General features: G+C 34.7%; 8 protein-coding genes. 3 read left to right on the forward strand and 5 right to left on the reverse strand.

The features are described 5' to 3' along the window. Positions 1-15: 15 nt before the first annotated feature. Both Q0857_RS12155 and Q0857_RS12160 read right to left on the reverse strand, forming a co-directional pair. Positions 16-1,533 (reverse strand): RagB/SusD family nutrient uptake outer membrane protein, encoded by a 1,518-nt coding sequence (locus Q0857_RS12155; protein ID WP_298535623.1) that lies wholly within the window; start codon positions 1,531-1,533, stop codon positions 16-18. 11 nt (positions 1,534-1,544) lie between these two features. Next, positions 1,545-4,628, reverse strand: coding sequence for a TonB-dependent receptor (locus Q0857_RS12160; protein ID WP_298535625.1), 3,084 nt, complete (start codon positions 4,626-4,628; stop codon positions 1,545-1,547). A gap of 507 nt (positions 4,629-5,135) precedes the next feature. Between Q0857_RS12160 and Q0857_RS12165 the strand changes: the two genes are divergently transcribed. The 3 genes from Q0857_RS12165 to Q0857_RS12175 all read left to right on the forward strand — a co-directional run bounded on the left by Q0857_RS12165 (position 5,136) and on the right by Q0857_RS12175 (position 9,125). Then, on the forward strand, positions 5,136-6,641 hold the full coding sequence (locus tag Q0857_RS12165; protein ID WP_298535627.1) for a sulfatase-like hydrolase/transferase: 1,506 nt from the start codon (positions 5,136-5,138) through the stop codon (positions 6,639-6,641). A gap of 158 nt (positions 6,642-6,799) precedes the next feature. Beyond that, positions 6,800-8,104 carry a cytochrome ubiquinol oxidase subunit I gene (locus tag Q0857_RS12170; RefSeq protein ID WP_298535629.1) on the forward strand — a complete coding sequence of 435 codons (1,305 nt, stop codon included), beginning with the start codon at positions 6,800-6,802 and terminating at the stop codon, positions 8,102-8,104. A 1-nt stretch (position 8,105) separates the two neighbouring features. Further along, positions 8,106-9,125, forward strand: a complete 1,020-nt coding sequence (locus Q0857_RS12175) for a cytochrome d ubiquinol oxidase subunit II (RefSeq protein WP_298535631.1) — start codon at positions 8,106-8,108, stop codon at positions 9,123-9,125. A 91-nt stretch (positions 9,126-9,216) separates the two neighbouring features. On the opposite strand, the gene Q0857_RS12180 is transcribed toward Q0857_RS12175, so the two are convergent. The 3 genes from Q0857_RS12180 to Q0857_RS12190 form a co-directional block, all read right to left on the reverse strand. Further along, positions 9,217-10,209, reverse strand: coding sequence for a type IX secretion system membrane protein PorP/SprF (locus Q0857_RS12180; RefSeq protein WP_298535633.1), 993 nt, complete (start codon positions 10,207-10,209; stop codon positions 9,217-9,219). Further along, positions 10,209-18,362: a T9SS type B sorting domain-containing protein gene (locus Q0857_RS12185; protein ID WP_298535635.1), complete on the reverse strand. Its 8,154-nt coding sequence runs from the start codon at positions 18,360-18,362 to the stop codon at positions 10,209-10,211. Before Q0857_RS12185 ends, Q0857_RS12180 begins: the two co-directional genes overlap by 1 nt. Before the next feature lie 451 nt (positions 18,363-18,813). After that, the gene (locus Q0857_RS12190; RefSeq protein WP_298535638.1) at positions 18,814-19,797 is read right to left on the reverse strand and encodes a type IX secretion system membrane protein PorP/SprF; all 984 of its coding nucleotides are present in this window, start codon (positions 19,795-19,797) and stop codon (positions 18,814-18,816) included. Positions 19,798-19,823: the final 26 nt, after the last annotated feature.

Raw genomic sequence — 19,823 nt, forward strand, 5'->3', positions numbered from 1 at the left:
CTAAACTAACTAAATTTAATCATTTAAACTTGGGTTAACATCTAATTCCACTTGAGGAATTAGCCAATTGGTTTGTCCTGTATAGTTTAAACCAGCATCCACTAAATTACCCAGATCTCCCCATCTTTTTAGGTCAAACCAACGATGACCTTCAAACATCAATTCTACACGCCTATCCTTCTTTATTTGTTCCAAAAGTGCAGCTTGGTCACTATTACTTACTCCTTCCATAGTTAACCCTGCTCGAGTTCTTATTATTTGTAAAGCATTCCAAGCTTCTTGAGTTTTACCTTGCAGCACCAAAGCTTCTGCCTTATTAAGAATAACTTCAGAATAACGAATAACAGGAATATTAATTGAAGTTCCCTGATTAAAAAATGCACCTCCACGTTGCCAGTTCACCGTATCATACGGTAAAAATTTACGCATTTGATACGCTCCCTGTTCTTGTAGATCAAGTCTAAAATCACTATGAATTTCTAAATCTGGAAATACGCTTGTTTTGTCTTCAGATACATAAAAAATTTCATCTTCACCAGATATAAGCATAGATGCTTCACGCCTAATATCATCTATTTCAAAAGCCTCATCGACAATATCATAAGTATTGGTTAATCTTGGAATCATATACACTGCCCATGATATTCTTGGGAAAATATGCATAATTAGAGAGGTTTCTGCTTTTTCATCATTCCAATAATTTCCTTGTCCTGGAATTAATTGTACTTCAAATACAGATTCTGAGCTATTCTCTAACCTACCATCAAACATCTTCACATAATCGTCAGCAGTAACTAAATCATAATTTAATTTTTGGACCTCACTTGCTGCATTTTCAGCCCCTGCATAATCACCAATCCAAAGCTTTACTCTTGATAACAATCCATAAGCAGCTCCTTTTGTAGCTCTGCCAACCTCCTCAATTGGATATGAGCTTGGTAATAATTGAGCTGCCCTAATCAGATCCGCTTCCATTTGAGCCCAAACATCTGCTTCTGGCGATTTCTCTATACTATTTGACTCTGCTGGAGACAACAAGCTAGTTACCAAAGGAATATCTCCAAACCCAGCTACGAGATTATAATAATATAAAGCCCTTAAAAATAAAGCCTGTCCTTCTACTTGATTCCTAACGCCATCAGAAAAATTCGAAACTTTATCTAAATTTTCCAATACGTAATTAGCCCTTCCAATACCTTTATATGCTGCATTCCATCGTAAAACAAAGTACATGTTATTGGAATCCCAATTGTATTCATTTAGCTTAATCATATCAGGACCAAAATTACCATCTCCGTTCTGATTTATAATATTATCTGTGGGTATTTCACCTAATGTTAAAAAAGTAAATTTATACATCCCTAGATGATTTAAAGGATCATAAATTGCGGTGGTTGCTTCTAAAGCTTGACTTTCTGATTGCATAAACGTATCAGAATTTAGGCCATTTTTATTTGTTAAATCTAAAACATCTTCATCACATGCGTAAAATGAAAAGGCTAATAGAATGAATATATATTTTAATGTTTTCATGTTATTATTTATTAAAATTTAGCGTTTAATCCTATAGAAAATACTCTAGCAATAGGGTATACAAAATTATCAATACCAGCTGCTAAGTTACTTCCATTGGCATTACCTACCTCTGGATCTGTTCCTGAATAATCAGTAAACGTAAAAGGGTTTTGTACATTTCCATATATTCGAAATTGCGACATTTTTATTTTATCTAAAATGGATGATGGTAAAGAATACCCTAATTCAATAATTCTTATTCTTGTAAACGAACCATCTTCAACAAAAAAGCTCGAATTCTGACTATTTCCAACATCTTGAGCAATCGCTCTAGGGTAACCACTACTGGTGTTAGATGAAGACCAAGGAGTTACATTTAATTTATTCTCACTTCTCGTATAATCCAGCAAAAGTAATTTTGAGGCATTGTAAACTTTATTACCGGACATCCCACTACCTTGAAGCGAAAAATCAAAATCTGCATAGTTCATATTTAAATTAAACCCGTAAGTCACATCTGGAATTGGACTCCCAATAAACGTTCGATCTAAATCGTCTATAACGCCATCAGGTGAACCATCAGGTCCAGATAGATCTAAGTAGCGTATGTCTCCTGGAGCGGTGTCTGTATTTTGAGTTGCATGCGCTGCAACTTCTGCAGGGTTTTGAAAAATACCATCTGCTAGCAAACCATAAAACTCTCCAATACTTCGTCCATTTTCCGTTCTTGTTAAATTACCTCTAAAATTATAAGCACTTATAGGAGCTGGTATATTTAATATCTCATTATCTATTGTTGTTACGTTTGCTCCAACAGAAAAATTTAAATCACCTAAACTTGCCGAATAATTTACAGTAAACTCAAATCCTTTATTAACCAACTCCCCAACATTTTGTCTTTGACTACCTTGGTTGCGTCCATTAGAAATTCCAGAAACAGCCGACTGGGGAACCCCCACCAATACATCTTCTTGTGTCTTGTTATAGTATTCTGCAATAATATTTAGTCTATTATCAAAAAAATCGGCATCTACACCAACACTCCATTGTGTTACTGTTTCCCATTGCAAATCAGGATTTGCAATTCCTTGAGTTGCAGAACCTGGAGATACAATACCATCTAGATTACCAAACGGATAATTAAACCCTTGAACTACTACTGGCGAAAATTCATAATTACCAATATTATCACTTCCAACTTGACCCCACCCAGCTCTTAGTTTTAAACCTGAAAGTGAGCCTTCTTTAGATATAAAATCTTCTTCAGAAATTCTCCAACCAACTGAAAGTGATGGAAAAGTTCCCCACTTATTATTACTTCCAAACTTTGAAGAACCGTCCCTTCTAACAATAGCAGTCATTAAATATTTATTTCGAAAACTATAATTCATTTTTCCAAAGTATGAGAGCAAGCTCTCTTCGGATGTAAAATCCTGAATACCCAGATTCTGAGTCAAATTTGTAACAATTAATGGTTCTCCCTCATTTGCATTTTCACCAGAAACAGCTAATCTCTGAAATTTGTTTTTCTGTAAACTCTGTCCTAATAAAAAACCAAAGGAATGATTCTTTATTTTAAAGTTATAGTTTAAAGTATTCTCTATTAAATAGGTTGTTCCTGAAACCTGTGATTTAAAAATTGATTGCTCGGTTGACGCTGCTGCTCCTAATTCATAAATTTGTCCATAAGTTTCAGTTACTGTATTATTTAAAGTATAAAACCCTGAAGTCTTAAATTCTAGATTTGGTAATATTTTATACTGAGCATACATATTCCCTTGAAAAAAATGATTAACAGGAGGTGTTGTAGGTGCTTCAGCAGTAAATAAAGGATTAACTTGAGGCTTATAGAACCCATTTGCCGGTGTTGGAGCATAATTCCCATTTTCGTCGTAAACAGGGATGGTTGGATAAAACAATGTTGCAAAAGACAATACCGTATTTGTTCCTCTTGAAGCTCCTAGCCCTTCTTGTTTTGATTTAGTGAAACCAACACTACCTCCTACTTTTAGTTTCTTAGAGATGTTTTGATCGGCATTAAGCCTTGCGGTAATTCTTTCAAATGAAGAACCTTTTACAATACCTTCTTGCTTAAATCTACCCAAAGACATATAAAAATTCCCATTCTCTGAACCTGCTAAAAATGAAGCTTGGATATCTGAAACTTCGGCTGAACGTGTTATTGTATCAATCCAGTCAGTTCCTTCACCAAATGCTTCAGGGTTGTCAAAACCTGGAGGTATAGATTTTCCAGCATTTTGAGCCGCCAAATTAGTAGTACGTACAAAAGTTTCAGCATTCATTAAATCAAGTGTATTCGCTGCCTGTTGAAATCCTGTTCTCACATTAATATTAACTTGACCTTTTTGGTTTCTACCTCGTTTTGTCGTAATCAGCACTACCCCATTTGCAGCCCTAGTTCCATATATTGCAGCCGAAGCAGCGTCTTTTAAAATAGATACAGACTCAATATCCTCAGGATTAATAGAAGTTAAAGGACTACTATTTTCATTTTGACCGACAGAAATGGGGAAACCATCTATAACATATAAAGGTTCACTGCCATTTACACCACCAGCTCCCCTAATTCTTACAGAAACACCGCCACCAGGGGTAGCATTATTATTAGTAACTGTAACACCTGCTACCAAACCTTGTAAGGCGCTATCAACCGAAGCGGTATTAGTTCTTGTTATAGCTTCAGTATCAACCAAAGCAACAGCTCCTGTTATTTGAGATCTTTTTTCTCTACCATAACCTACTACTACAACTTCATCCAGTGCCGAAAGATCTTCTTCCAATACGACATTAATAATTGTTTGATCTCCAACCGATATCTCTTTCGATTTAAAACCAATATAAGAAAACTCTAAAATGACATCGCCAGAAATATCTTGTAATGTAAACTTACCATCAAAGTCTGCAGTGACTCCGTTGGCTGTACCTTTTACAACAACAGAAGCCCCTGTGAGGGGAACACCCGTTTCATCTGTTACAATACCACTTATAGTGGTGCTTTGTGCATTTATTGAATTTGTAAATGTCAGGGCAAATACAAAAAAACATAATAGATGCAAGCGCTTAAAAAATAATTTATGCATAATGTGTTTCATAATTTTGGTTAATATTTAGTTTAAATCGTTGAAACAAATATATCTGCATAACTCTCACCACATTAGCACATATTTTTCAAAAACTATAAATTTTAAAACACGTATTACCCTATTCTTAATACAACTTAGCCACCATACACAAATAAATTTGTTATAAATGTGTTAGTATGCAATCAATCTATAATATCAACCAGAAAAATTTAAATAATTCAAAAACTATATAAACTATTAATTATCAAAACAATAACATCATATATGTACCTGTTTTTTATTAGAGTATTAAAAATAATTTTCCTTATCAAAACTATTACAATTGTGTTATTCCAAAATTAAAATCACAATGAAACTTATTTCTTTTTAACAAAACAAAATCGTGTTTACAATAAATAGATCGTTTAGATAAAACCTAAAACCGCAATAAATTTGCTATTTTTCGTGCAATGCATGACACTCATTTGGCCAAAAAACAAACATTTTTACAATGTTTAAAACGCCTATTAATTGCTTATGAAAAATTTAGTTCTTATCCCTATTGTAATTCTATTTGCTTGCTTCTTTTACTATTCAAATAGTGACAATCTTAAAGTAGATAGCAACAATAATTCTAATAGCAAGAAACCTAACATAGTTTTAATATATGTAGATGATCAAGGCACTCTTGATTTAGGATGTTATGGGGCTCGGGATATTAAGACCCCTGCAATTGATAATTTAGCAAAAGAAGGAGTAAGATTCACAAGTGCTTACGCACACACAGTATGCTGCCCTTCAAGAGCTTCTCTATTAACAGGAAGAGCACCCCAACGAAGTGGTGTTAATAATTGGACCTCTTGCCATATCAAAGACACCTTAGGAAGAGTCATGAATTTAAAAGAAATCACAATTGCTGAACACTTAAAAAACCAGGGATATCAAACGGGGATTATAGGTAAATGGCATTTAGGTGCCCTACTTGATCACGGACCATTAGAACAGGGGTTTGATACTTTCTTTGGTTTTAGAGGAGGTTTTATTGATTATTATAGTCATAGTTTTCTTCATGCCAAATGGCAACGTCCACAATTTCATGATTTATATAGCGGAAAAAAAGAAATATTCAAAGATGGACAGTACTTTCCTGATCTGCAGGTAAAGGAGGCACAAAAATTTATAACACAAAATACAAACAAGCCATTCTTTTTGTATTTACCATTTAATTTACCACATTATCCTGAACAAGCCGATTCAACAATCGCAAATAAATACAAACATTTAAAATGGCCAAGAAATTCATATGCACCAATGATTGCGACCATGGATAAAAAAATAGGTGAAGTACTAAATACTCTTGAAATCACCGGTATAAAGGACAACACTATTATTATTTATATGAGTGATAACGGACATTCTACTGAAGATTACTATAACTGGGATGTGAGTTATGGTGGAAACGGTGGAGGCGGTTACACAGGCAAATGGCGAGGAGCAAAAGGAAGTTTTTTAGAGGGTGGGCTTCGTGTGCCTGCAATTATAAGCTATCCCAAAAAATTCCCTAAAAACGAGGTTAGAAATGAAACTATTAGCAATTTGGATATACTCCCAACAATTTGCGACATTCTAGATATTCCTAAACCTCCAAACAAACTTGATGGCTATAGTGCTTTACCTATCATTCTTTCTGATAAAGCAACTTCAAAGCACGAAGTCATGCACTGGATGTGGCAACACATGTGGGCTGTAAGAAAAGGAAAATGGAAACTTATATATAAGGGATACGATACAACTGGAAAATATTCAAATCATCCTGAAAAACCGTTTGAAATGCCTGAATATTATCTCGCTAATCTTGATGAAGATACCCCAGAGGAAACTAATCATGCAAGTAAATATCCCGAAATAGTTCTTGAGCTCAAAACTTTACATGATGATTGGGCCATAGACGTTTTTAAAAATTCAGGAGATATAGATCCTAATCAAATGTCCATAGAAAACAAGTATAATAAGTCTAAACCTAAAGGAACAAAAAAACTTTAAAATAGCTTTCTTCATTTTATATTAATTTAGGGTTTAAAACCAAGTAAACAATTTGTAAATTTCTATTTCAACTGTTAAATAATTGAAATTTGAAATAATAATAAGTACGAATTACATCTTATAAAGTATCTTTGTATTTCTACTTAAAATCCCTATTTATGGATAATTTGGATGCCGCTAGACTACAAATGGCATTTACACTAATTTTTCACATTGTCTTTGCATGTATTGGCATGGTAATGCCTTTTTTTATGGTTATTGCTCATAAAAAATGGCTAAAAACAAAAGATCCTATTTATTTGAAGCTCACAAAATCGTGGCAAAAAGGAGTCGCCATTTTTTTTGTTGTAGGTGCCGTTTCTGGAACAGCATTATCTTTTGAATTAGGTTTACTTTGGCCTGAATTCATGAAACATGCAGGCCCCATTATTGGTATGCCGTTTTCTTTAGAAGGTGCTGCTTTTTTTGTTGAAGCTGTAGCTTTGGGATTTTATTTATACGGGTGGGATAAAATACCTGAAAAATTTCATTGGTTTACAGGTGTTATAGTTGGTATATCTGGAGTTGCCTCAGGGATTCTAGTCGTTTCAGCAAATGGTTGGATGAACGCGCCTTCTGGTTTTGATTATGTAAATGGCGAGTTTTTAAATATAAACCCTGTACAGGCCTTATTAAACCCAGCATGGTTTACGCAAGCATTACACATGACATTGGCTGCTTTCACAGCTACCGGATTTGCCGTGGCTGGGATTCATGCATATCAAATTTATAAAAAAAGACAAGTAGATTTACATAAAAAAGCATTCAAAATTGCCATTACATTTGGAGCTATTGCTGCCATTTTACAACCTATTAGTGGTGATCTTTCCGCTAAAGACATCGCTCAGCGCCAACCAGTTAAACTTGCAGCTATGGAGGCTCATTACGAAACCACAAAAGGAGCGCCACTTTATATTGGTGGCATTGTTGATGAAGAAAACAAAAAGGTATCTTATAAAATAGAAATCCCGAAAGCCTTATCTTTTTTGGCCTTCGGTGATTTTAATGCAGAAGTAAAAGGTCTAAATGATTTCCCTGAAGATGTTCTCCCTAGTGTATCTATAGTTCACTATGCTTTTCAAATTATGGTTGGTTTAGGAACATTGCTTATGCTTACTGGGATTTTATTTTTTATTAGCCTAAAAAAAAGAACTTGGTGGCAAAATAATACGTTTTGGTTATTATTTACACTTCTTGCCCCAATGGGTTTTATTGCCTTAGAGGCTGGTTGGATGGTTACAGAGGTAGGAAGACAGCCTTGGATTATTCATAATATTATGAAAACAAAAGACGCTGTAACTCCTATGCCTGGAATGGTTTATAGTTTCTATATGTATGTAATACTTTATGGGGTACTAACAGTTGCTGTTACATGGCTTATGACAAGGCAGATTAAATCACTTAATCAATCAAAATTAGCATAAAATGTTAAATATTGTTTTATTTTTTCTAGTTACATCTCTGGTACTATATGTTGTTTTAGCTGGAGCTGATTTTGGAGCAGGTATTGTGGAGTTATTTTCTACAGAAAGAAGCCAATTACTCACTAAAAAAACAATTTACCGGGTAATGGGTCCTGTCTGGGAAGCTAATCATATTTGGATTATTATTTTGGTGGTTGTTTTATGGGTTGGTTTTCCTAATTTCTATAATGTACTGGTTGTTTATTTACACATTCCGCTTACACTTGTATTACTTGGTATTACGATGAGAGGCGTAGCTTTCGTGTTCAGACATTATGATGCTTATAAAGATAAATCGCAAATTTTATATGATTGGATGTTTAGAATTTCCAGTCTAATAACACCTATATTTTTAGGTATGACAGCTGGTTCTATGCTTTCTGGAAGACTTATTATTACAGATAACTATGAAGCTTATTCTTTTTCTGAAGTATTTATAAATCCATGGTTAAATGGATTTTCAATTTTGGTTGGACTCTTCTTTGCTTCTCTATGTACCTTTTTAACCTCTATTCTCTTAATTGGTGAAACTGATGCATCAAATAGAAAAATATACATCAGAAAATCTAAATACGCCACTATAACTGTTATAACTATGGGGTTTGTAGTTTTATGCTACGGTTTTATATATGAAGTTACATTTATCACTGATTTTATAAAAAGCCCATATACAGTTGGTTTTGTTATACTTTCTGCACTGCTAATCTTTCCCCTATTACAAAGCATAAAACATGCAAAAAAAGTTTTAAGTAGAACTTTAGCCGGTCTGCAGGTCATTTTAATTTTGTTTGCTGCAATGTCTGCCCATTTTCCTAATTTGATAATTGCTTCAAATATAGAAATGAACCTTATTGAAACTGCCGCACCAAGTCATGTTATTAATGTATTAGGAATTACTCTAATTATTGGAGGTTTGATCATTTTGCCTGGGCTTTTTCACTTACTAAAATCCTTTAAAATGATAAAAGTTTTAGAGCGGTAACTGGTGAGCTGATTTAAGTAAATATGCAAGATACCCCTTTCAATTTCATAATAAACCTAATCTAGAAACAAATTATTCGCTATTTTTTTTACTACTTATGCACAGCCCCCTGAGTACAAGGACAATCGCTTAAACCTTGTAAAAAGTTTAAACCTATAGTTACGACATGTGTTCCTGAATTATAAGCAGATAATTCGTTAGTTGTAATTTGATAAGCATATCCAAAATAAAATATTGATTTTTGAAATCCTACCATTGGACCAATATTTAATGGTTTAAGGAATTGGTCATTCAAGAATCGATATGAAATACCTGCCCATAAATAATCTTCACTTCTGTTAAACTTTCTAACTTTAAAATTTAAATCTGTACTCGAGCGTTTATCGCTACTGAATAATTGATAAAATAACGAAGGTTCAAACTCTAAACCACTTTTCTTCGGTCCACTAATCGTATATCCTGAATATACCTGATAATTTAAAAGTAAACTAGGCTCTTGAGTCCTAATAGATTCGTCAATATCTTTTTGAAGCATGTTGTTAACATTAAAACTTAAAAAGAAGCCTTTATTTCTGTATAAGGCACCAATATCAAAATTGTTATTCGAAGTTCTTCTGTCATCAGTAATTAATGGATTATTTACAGGAGTATCATTACCATTATTAAATTTATTTATGTCTACCCTGAAATTGTTCAAATTATATGAAATCCCAAAGGAAAGGTACTGCTCCGTATAATAGTCCAAAATAAGGTGATGTGCAAAAGAAAACTTCATACCCGTTTGAATAGTATTTCCGTTTCTATCATTATAGAATGACGCACCTACACCTGTTCTGTTGGCAATTCTAGCATCACCATAAATAGATTGATTATCTGGTGCTCCTTTAATACCTACCCATTGGGTAAGTCCGTTTGCCCTAATTTTCACATTGTCTCCTATACCTGCAAATGTTGGAGACACCACAAAATTATTATCAGCCAGATATTGAGTAAAAACCGGCAGGTTTAACTCTTGCGCATAACCGCTTAGTACTCCTAAAAGTAAAACGCCTATTAATATCTGTTTTATTTTTATAACTCTCATTATCTATATAGCGTAAAGTGTCCTACAAAATCTCTATTATCTTTGGGATCATTAAGCTTAACTAAATACCAATAATCTCCAGTTGGTAATTCTGCTCCTCTATAGGTTCCATCCCACTTAGTATCCACATCTACCGTTGCTATTTTACGACCATATCTATCAAAAATATCAACAGTAAGGTCCTTGTATTGATCACTACATCCTGGACCCCACTCCTCACTTTCGGGAGTGAAATAATTAGGAATACATACATCAATATATTCGAAATACCCCGTCACAGAAGCAACACATCCGTTTGCATCAGTAACAGTAATTACATAGTCCCCTGATGCGTAGATAATAAATGTGTTCTCCTCTCCATAAGACTCTCCATTTAGTGTAAATTCATAAGGAGCAGTACCTCCTGAGGCAATGGCAACAATTTCATTAATATTTTCTTGATCACTTAATTCTAATTCTAGTGGCTCTATTTCATTTACATCAAAACTTAGTGTTGTTTTCTCGCAACCATTTGTATGGCGCACAGTAATACTATGCCCTAAGCCTGCAACTACGTCATTAAACACATTACTTGTTTGATAAGGCCCATTGTTTAGCGAGTAGTCTACATCTGAACTATCAGAAATACTTGGGTCCAAAGTAACCGTAACCGTATTGGTTGCTAAATTATCTACACATCCAAACTCAACCTCAACTTGTGGATCAAGTAATACAGATGGTGGAAATGTAATATTCCATTCAGACTCACAACCTTCATTATCTCTAACATAAACAATGTGATCACCTCCGTCCAAATTATCAAAGTCAAATATAGTTTGAGCTACATCTCCTGTAATATATGTTCCTGAGATATCGTCTAAACTAACACTGTAAGGTAAAGTCCCGCCCGAAACCTCTATACTGAAAGCTCCATCCAGATCACCCGAACAGATTTCAGGAACCATTGAATTTGGAACAATAGTTAATAGAACTGCTGAAGGTTCTTTTATTGTAAAATCGAAAGTAACAAAGCACCCTAATTCGTCTTGAGCAATAGCTTGATATGTTCCAGCCATTAAATCACTAAAAATTGGAGATTCGAAAAATTGATTAAGCTGCGGAGATATCGCATATTTAATAATTCCTGTTCCTCCAGAAGCGGTAATCTCCATAACACCGTCATCACCACCATTACAAGTCACATCATTCACTGTAGGACTAGCCATTAATGGCTGATCAGGTTCTGTAATTGTTATTACTTCAGAAACTTCTTCACAATCTAAACCACTTGAAACACTTACTTGATACATCCCAACAGGAAGATCTGTAAATACTCCTGCGGTTGTTTGAACTGGAGCAGGTGTTATGTTTGTTCCCGTTCCATCTTGTAACACATAAATGTAATTACCTAAACCACCTTGAGCTTGGGCCACAATAACGCCGCTACTATCACCTGCACAATTAATGGTTGCATTAGTTTTATCAATCACTACGGTTAATGGTGGAAGTGGATCAATTTTAATTTCATTGGAAACTGTTGAGATACATCCATTAGCATCCCTAACATAATACATATAAGTACCCGCTGAAACTGTTATGGTAGTAGATGGATTTAACGATCCCAAAACCGATGTAAAAGCCGGCGAATCACTATAAGAATATGTTCCAGTACCTCCGGTTGCACTTAACGTTAAGGTCGTTGTAGAAAAACATGTTTGCGATACTGCTTTAACCAAAGTAGCTTCAATAGGTGTTGGTTCTGAAATAGTCACTCTGGCAGTGGTAGCATCACAGTTATACCCATCAGCAATAGTTACACTATAAGTCCCCGCTCCTAGTCCATTAAAAATAGGAGATGTTTGAGGTCCTGACGAACTAACCGTTGGTAATATTTGATTAAGAGTATATGTGTAATTACTTCCTTGTCCTCCAGATATAACATTAGCCGTAATGCTTGCGTTAGTATCTCCGAAGCAGGTTAAAGTATTTGTACTAGCTGTAATGTTACCATCTGTGATAGTTGGAAGTATCAGAGTTACATTATCCGAAGCAATACATCCTCCAGCATCTAAAACGTTAACAGTATAATTTCCTGCTGTTAAACCTGAAAATGTTCCATTTGATGAATAGGCCACTAAAGCTGAACCTGTTAATTCATATTGATAACTACCCCAACCTCCATTTGCTATGGCTACTATAGTACCGCCATCGTTATCACAAGTAACACTTGCTGTTTCTATTGCATCAACCATTAGAACCTCTGATGGAGACCCCACAATTATATTTGAAGTTGCTGAACAAAACGGACTTGCGGTCTCTGTAACAACCACTGAATAATTATCTGCAAGAAGCCCTGTTACTTGTTGAGGGTTCACCGATGTATTACCAGAACCTGTTGTAACCGAAGTTCCTAAGCTATTAAAAACCTCATAATTATAAGTCCCTGAATACCCCGTTACATTAATATCAATAGTACCATTGTTATCACTCAAACAAGTTATGGGCATAGACGTAGTGCTAACCACTGGAGCAGACGGACTTGGCACGACTATCGTTGCATCCATTGTACATGATGTTAATGCATCTGTTATCGTAACGGTGTACGTTCCCGATGGTAAACCTGAATATTCATTTACATTCAAAATGGCAGTTGCAGGACTTGGACTAATACTATAAGTATACGAGCCTGAACCTCCTGTTTCTGTTATTGTTATTACACCATCATTATCGTTACACGTTGGTAACGTGGTTAATGTAGGTGTTATATTAAGTGGAGCTTGAATGTCAACACTCACTAAATTACCACAGCCATTTGTATCTTGAACTTGAACTGTATGTGTCCCTGAATTTAAGTTTGTAATTGTAAATGGTGCTGTTCGAGTTTGGAAAGCTCCACCATCAACACTATAAGTATATGGCATGATTCCAGCAGCTGTTAAAGCCACATCGATAGTAAAGTTACCTTCTGTAACGGTACATTGATTATTAACGGTTGCCGTAATAACAGGTTCGGGATCGATATCGATATCTTCATTAATTCTAAATTCGCAACCATTTGCATCTCTAACAACAATATCCCAATTTGTTCTTGTTGCATAATTTAAATTCAAAACATTACTACTTCCAAAATCTCCTGATGCAGGTGTAAAACCTGATGTTCCTACGGCATACATGTAAGGTCCTGTTCCTCCTGTAGTTGTTAAAGTAATCTGTGCACCTACATTACAATTTGCATTGTTATTTGATGCAACAACAGACAGGAGTGGTTGTATTGGTTGAGTAATTTGAAATATTCTTGAAGCAGTACATAAAGTACCATCAGCTTCTTCTACAAACAAGGTATAATTACCCGCTGATAACCCTGAGATTGTTGTACTTGCAGAAGCTCCTGATAATCCAGTAAATGTTCCATTTTGAGCTGGAGTAATTGGGTTATTCGTTAATTCATCTCTTACTTCGTAATATATTGAAGATACTGATGCGTCGTAATCTGAAACGGTAAAACTAACCGTACCATCATTATTACCACTACAATTTACGTTAGTCGCTGTTATTGGATCAATAACAATATTAGAAAGAACGGGCGTTGTTTCTTCTATGATAGAAAAACACCCTCCAGCATCTTCAACTTGAAATTGATACGTAACACCATGGTCAAGCGCTGTAAATGTATGAGTAGTTACGCCAAGTGCAGCCGTAAATGCTGTTGAAGGTTGACCATATATTGAAAAGGTAAATGGTCCTGTTCCGGACAGTACAGAAATATCGACTGTAGCACCTGTTGTACATAACCCAGTTGTAGCAGTTCCATCCAATTGAATATTTGGAGGAGTATCTATTCGCTGCTCGCTACTTCTAAATTCACATCCATTAGAATCAATAATAGTTACATAATAATCACCAAAAACTAAACCTGAAAACGTATTAGTGGTTGACGATGTACTAACACTAGAACCTATTTGAGTATAAGTATTGTCATATAAACTATAAACAAATGGAGCGACTCCTCCCGAGGTAATAGAAACATCTAAACTTCCACCGGTACCTGAACTACAATCTACAGGATTTCTTATTATTGAAACACTTATGGGCTGGGGATTAACCAAACTAACAGAGCCTGTTGCTTCACACGCCTTACTATCTCTAACTACATAGTTATAATTTCCAGCTATTAGGCCTCCAAATACATTTGAGGATACAAAGGTACTTCCTCCATCTATACTGTAAGTAAATGGTGCTTGCCCTGTTAAGGCTGTTAGTGTAACAGAACCATCATTATCCCCATTACAAGTTGGGTTTGTAGATGTATTTGTTGCTGTAACTGTAACCGGATCACTAAGTGTTTGTATTATAGATTCAGCTGTACAGCCATTATTATCTGTAATTTGTATTTGATAAGTTCCTGAATTTGAGGCTGAATACGTAAATGTTAAACCAGTAGAAACAGCAGTTCCGTATGGGGCTCCATTAAAAGAAACCGCGTAAGTAAATGGTGCTGTACCACTAGTAATTGATCCTGTTATAACAGCATCGGGAGATATGGTACAATCAAGGTCTTTTGTAATAACGGTACTAAAAGCTACTGGTGGTAAAGGTGCAATAGTGTATGATTCTGTATATACACAGTTATTAGCATCTGTTACCTGAAATGTATATGTGTTTGGGACTAAGCCTGTAAAAACCCCATTCGCTGCACCTGAAATATTTGAAACAGCACTTGCTGGAGCCATTATTTCATATGCTAATGTACCAAATCCTCCTACAGTTGTTAAAGTAACATCTGACACAATAAGTGGGCAACTTAATGGTGTACTAGCAAATGTTAAATCAGTTGGTGGTGTTAAAGAACTAATTGTCACGGGTGCTGCAATAAATGTACAATTAATAGCATCTCTTATGGATACATTATAAGTTCCATCAGTTAAACCTGAAAAAGTTGTCCCATTCTGAAAGTTTACACCATCAATACTATACGTATATGGTGCTGTACCACCTGTAACACCAGAAACAGTAATAACACCTGTAGTCGTACATGTATAAGGTGCTGTAACGACTGCGGTACCATCAATTGGATCAGCAGTATGAATTACTATCTCTTGTGGTGCCGAAACACAGGCATCGGTTCCAGCTGTATATTGCACAACAACATCATAGTTTCCTGCTGCTAAACCTGCAAATATTGGTGAATTGGAAAATGTAACTCCGTTATCAATACTATATTCTAAACTATTACCATTTGCATTCGTAACATTTACCTCAATAACTCCTGTATCGGTTCCATCTGCGCATAGTATATCAGTTTTTACGATATTGAAACTAGGTGCATCTATTTGATCAACCGTTATAGACGTTTCCGCAAAACAGTTATTCGAATCCACTACTCTAATATCGAATGTACCTGCGGCTGTTACAGGAATTGTTGGTGTGCTCTGAAAAACAGTAGTACTATTTACAAAATAATAGTAGGGAGGTGTTCCTCCAACTGGGTAAACAGTGATTTCCCCTTCTGTACAAGTTAATGGTTTTGTTAAAGCTGAAGTAGCTACCAAAAGAGGCGGTTGAATAATTTCTATGTCACCTGAAAACACACAACCGTCTTCCGTAGAAACATCAACCGTGTAAGTTCCGGCATTTAAGTTCGAAAACGTATAATCGCTTTGAGTGATAGGTCCAACACTATTAACCAAAGTTCCTCCTTGGGAAATTGAAAAGAAGTACTGAGGGCGTGCATCATTCGCTGCAATAGCCACACTACCTTGTTCTCCATGACATAATGGTTGAGTAATTATTGTTGATACTGAAAAATCATGATCAACAATTTGAACATCAGGTACAGTAAAAATACAAGGATTTGGAGTTACCCCTACTTGTCTAATATATACGGTATATAGGTTTGCTGTAGTTACTGAAAATGTATTACTTGATTGGTAATTAGTTCCGTCAAGGCTAAACTCATATCCACTAGATACACCTCCAACCGCAATTTCACCAGGTACTGTACAGTATATATCTCTGGATGTTACAGTAGGCTCCAATAAATTTGTGTATATATTAAAATAAAACTGATTAAAACAACCTCCTGAATAATTTAAAGTCAACCTATACTGCCCTAAAGTATCTGCCATAAAGTTGGCTCCTGTAGCTACTTCATTCCACGTACACCCTGAATCTTCATTCGCACAATCTTGATTTGTAACAGCCGCACAACTTCCTTCATCCAATTTCTCCCATATCATTGATGTTGTATCCGTTATGCCCGTTTCAATCAATCTAGCTCCGTTCGATCCACATATATAAATATTTGGCAATTCTTTACCATCGTTAGGACATGTGACAACCTCATCTGCATAAGGTATTACGGGATTAGTAACGTTTGCACCAAATGTAACCACCTCAAATACTTGATCAGTATCTTGACATGGAGCAATGGCATAATTATGCACATAATATGTTCCTGTTTCTGTTACAGTTATAGATTGAGATGTTCCAATTACCGGAGTTCCAGTAGGACTCGTTGACCATGAATGCGTGTCATAGCCATTACCAGCAGTTAATTCCACACTTGCCCCACACAGAATTACTTCTTCTTCAAAAGTACAATCATTAATATCGGCTAAAAAGTTGGTCGCTCCTGGTGTTAATAGACACCCCGTATTCGTGTTAAAACTAGGATCGTCAGAAATAACAAAATCTGGGTTAATGGTTCCTTTATAAGTTGAATAAGCTTGGTTATCAATATTATTTGAACAAGCATCAACAAGTAAGCTACAAGTTGAAACCACAGTAACTTTAAACCTAATTGCAGATACTGGATCGTTTTCTTCAACGATATCCCTATCTACGCTAAAAATTAGCTCTCTTGTTAAGGGGTCATAACTTTGAACCGTTACTCCTGGTGGTAAAAATTCTATATCTGCTGGGTAATTAAAAACAATATTTATTGGTAAAATATCTCTAATAATTAAATCCGTTGCATCATCATTACCATTATTCTGAAATCCAATAGTATAATATAACTCATCTCCTAAATCTACTATCTGACCTCCAATATCGTTCCCTAGTTCATCTTCTACTATTTTTGTTAAAACAATATTAGGAGCAATAATTTCAATAGAAAAAGCATTAAAATAGAAGTAATAAATATCTAAATTACTTCCTAAGCTGATAGTTGCAGAAGTTGCTCCATTTGCTATTAACGTATTTCCTGCATTAGGAACATTAATTATTCCAGAGTCAAAGCCTAAAGTATTTGAACCATCAGGCAACCTAGTGGTCATTATCTCTGGCGTATTCGTAATAGGATCAATAATTGATGAGGTACTATTAAAAAAGTTATCCTCCTCTCTAATTATTGTTCCGGCGTTATTAGTTGCACTAATAGGTGTTCCATTCATTAATAAGTAATCCCCTTCCCATCTTCTATCTCCTTCAATCGTGCTAAAGGCATATTTTGCCCGAACCGGGCCAGTAGGAATGGTTTTAAAACCATTAACAGGAAACGTTTCGTTTATAGTACTTGTTATTTTAGTAAACCCATCGAAAGACGTAATGTATTTACTTGGTAAAAGTGGGTCTTCATAGACTACAAAAAGTGACCATCCAGCAGAAAGACCTTCGCTATTTGGTTTAGGCCCTACCATTGAAGATATATTAGCAACGCCATATGTTCCTTCAGGATTTGCTAAAGCAGTTAACATATCTGTTACGTCATGATAATAAGCATATGTATTTGAAAACCTGTCATTAGCAGCGTTTTGATAATATATTTCTGTTCCTGTAATATCTACATAAGATCCTCCAGGAACTTTAAATTTAATATCTGAGATTGGCGTATCACCATCTACAACAGCACTCCAATATAATCCCGCGTATACTATTCTGTAACAACTTACATCGTTCGGTACGTCTAAGTCGGCAGTACTTGAATTAAACGTACTTGGATCTCCATCTATATCGACAAATACAGCTGCATCCAATTGATCATTAGTATTTGTTCCGTTATACGGATCACTAACATGTATACCTACATTACTATTTCCAATTTGAAGTATATCTCCCTTAATAGCTTGGTCATATCTAGGACTAAATGGGACTAGATTTTGAGAAAACAATTGCACACTTAATAATAGCAAAGCAATAACAAACAAGTTGTTTGAACAAGTAGGTTTTTTCATGGCGGTTATATTTAGATCTCTTTTTTACTTGGGGCTTTCAAAAAGAAATATTAATCTTTAATTAATTATTATAACATCTATAATATCTATGTAAGAATATTTCCTCAAAATATTCCTTATACCTGTATAATAATACTCTTAGACGATTTAAATATCGGAATTTTTAAAAGAAAAATGTAAGGGAATAGGAAAATATAGTTATTTAGTCAGAATTTTATGCCGTTTATCCGATTTTTACATTGATTTGTAGGAAAAACATTTCAATAAAATATGTTTTGTAAAAATCCAAAACACTAATATTTACGTATGTCCTTATTATGTAAATAAAAAAAGAGTTTATAAGTATCATATTATCTCAAAAGTAAAACCATAAACAACTTATTATTAGATACTTAACTTAAAATTAAGTTAGCGAAGGTATGTAAAGGAAAGCTAAAAAATAATAGATAACTCAATAGCGTACAGGACTTTGAGTACATGGACAGTTACTTATACCTTGTAAGAAGTTTAGCCCAATGGTTACAACATGAGTTCCTGAACTGTAATTTGCTATTTGATTTGTAGTGATTTGATAGGCGTATCCAAAATAGAATAGTGATTTTTGAAAACCTAGCATAGGTCCAACATTTAAAGGCTTAAAAAGCTGATCATTTAAGAATCGATAGGATACACCTGCCCACAAGTAGTTTTCACCCCTACTATATTTTCTTAATTTAAAGCTCATATCTGTACTTGAACGACTATCACTACTAAACATTTGATAAAAGATAGATGGTTCAAATTCTAAACCACTTTTCTTTTTTCCTTTAAAGGTATACCCTGAATATATCTGATAATTAAGTAATAGTCTTGGTTCTTTTACTCTAATACTTTCGTCAAAATTTTTATCTAATATATTGTTAACATTAAAACTTAAAAAGAATCCTTTATTTCTATACAATACGCCAACATCAAAGTTATTATTAGTTGTTCTCCTATCATCTGTTACAAATGGATCTAATGTTGGATTTTCGGTTCCTCCATCAAAGTTTTCTATATCAATTCTGAATGTGTTAACATTATAAGATATACCAAATGACAAGTATTGTTTTGTATAATAATCTAAAATAAGATGGTGTGCGAAAGAAAATTTAAATCCAGTTTGTCTTGTATTTCCATTTTTGTCATTATATAACGATAATCCAATACCCGATCGATCCCATATTCTAAAGTCGCCATAAAGAGATTGATTATCTGGAGCACCTGCAACACCCGCCCATTGGGATAAACCATTAGCTCTAATCTTTAGGTTATCGCCAATCCCAGCGTAAGTAGGAGAAACTACAAAATTGTTATCTGCTAAATACTGCGTAAAAACTGGCAAATTTAGTTCTTGCCCATACCCTCTTAGTACCACTAAAAGTAATATGTATATGATTAGTTTTCGTTTTTGCATAATCCTAATTATTAGTGAATTTATGG

Origin of the sequence: uncultured Algibacter sp., from assembly GCF_947495925.1 — a bacterium.
In the GTDB taxonomy this organism is placed as follows: Bacteria; Bacteroidota; Bacteroidia; order Flavobacteriales; family Flavobacteriaceae; genus Algibacter_E.

What these genes read in the sequence shown, in the direction of transcription:
- Q0857_RS12155 (WP_298535623.1), bottom strand. Translation starts at nt 1,533, where the DNA reads ATGAAAACATTAAAATATATATTCATTCTATTAGCCTTTTCATTTTAC.
- Q0857_RS12160 (WP_298535625.1), bottom strand. Translation starts at nt 4,628, where the DNA reads ATGAAACACATTATGCATAAATTATTTTTTAAGCGCTTGCATCTATTA.
- Q0857_RS12165 (WP_298535627.1), top strand. Translation starts at nt 5,136, where the DNA reads ATGAAAAATTTAGTTCTTATCCCTATTGTAATTCTATTTGCTTGCTTC.
- Q0857_RS12170 (WP_298535629.1), top strand. Translation starts at nt 6,800, where the DNA reads ATGGATAATTTGGATGCCGCTAGACTACAAATGGCATTTACACTAATT.
- Q0857_RS12175 (WP_298535631.1), top strand. Translation starts at nt 8,106, where the DNA reads ATGTTAAATATTGTTTTATTTTTTCTAGTTACATCTCTGGTACTATAT.
- Q0857_RS12180 (WP_298535633.1), bottom strand. Translation starts at nt 10,209, where the DNA reads ATGAGAGTTATAAAAATAAAACAGATATTAATAGGCGTTTTACTTTTA.
- Q0857_RS12185 (WP_298535635.1), bottom strand. Translation starts at nt 18,362, where the DNA reads ATGAAAAAACCTACTTGTTCAAACAACTTGTTTGTTATTGCTTTGCTA.
- Q0857_RS12190 (WP_298535638.1), bottom strand. Translation starts at nt 19,797, where the DNA reads ATGCAAAAACGAAAACTAATCATATACATATTACTTTTAGTGGTACTA.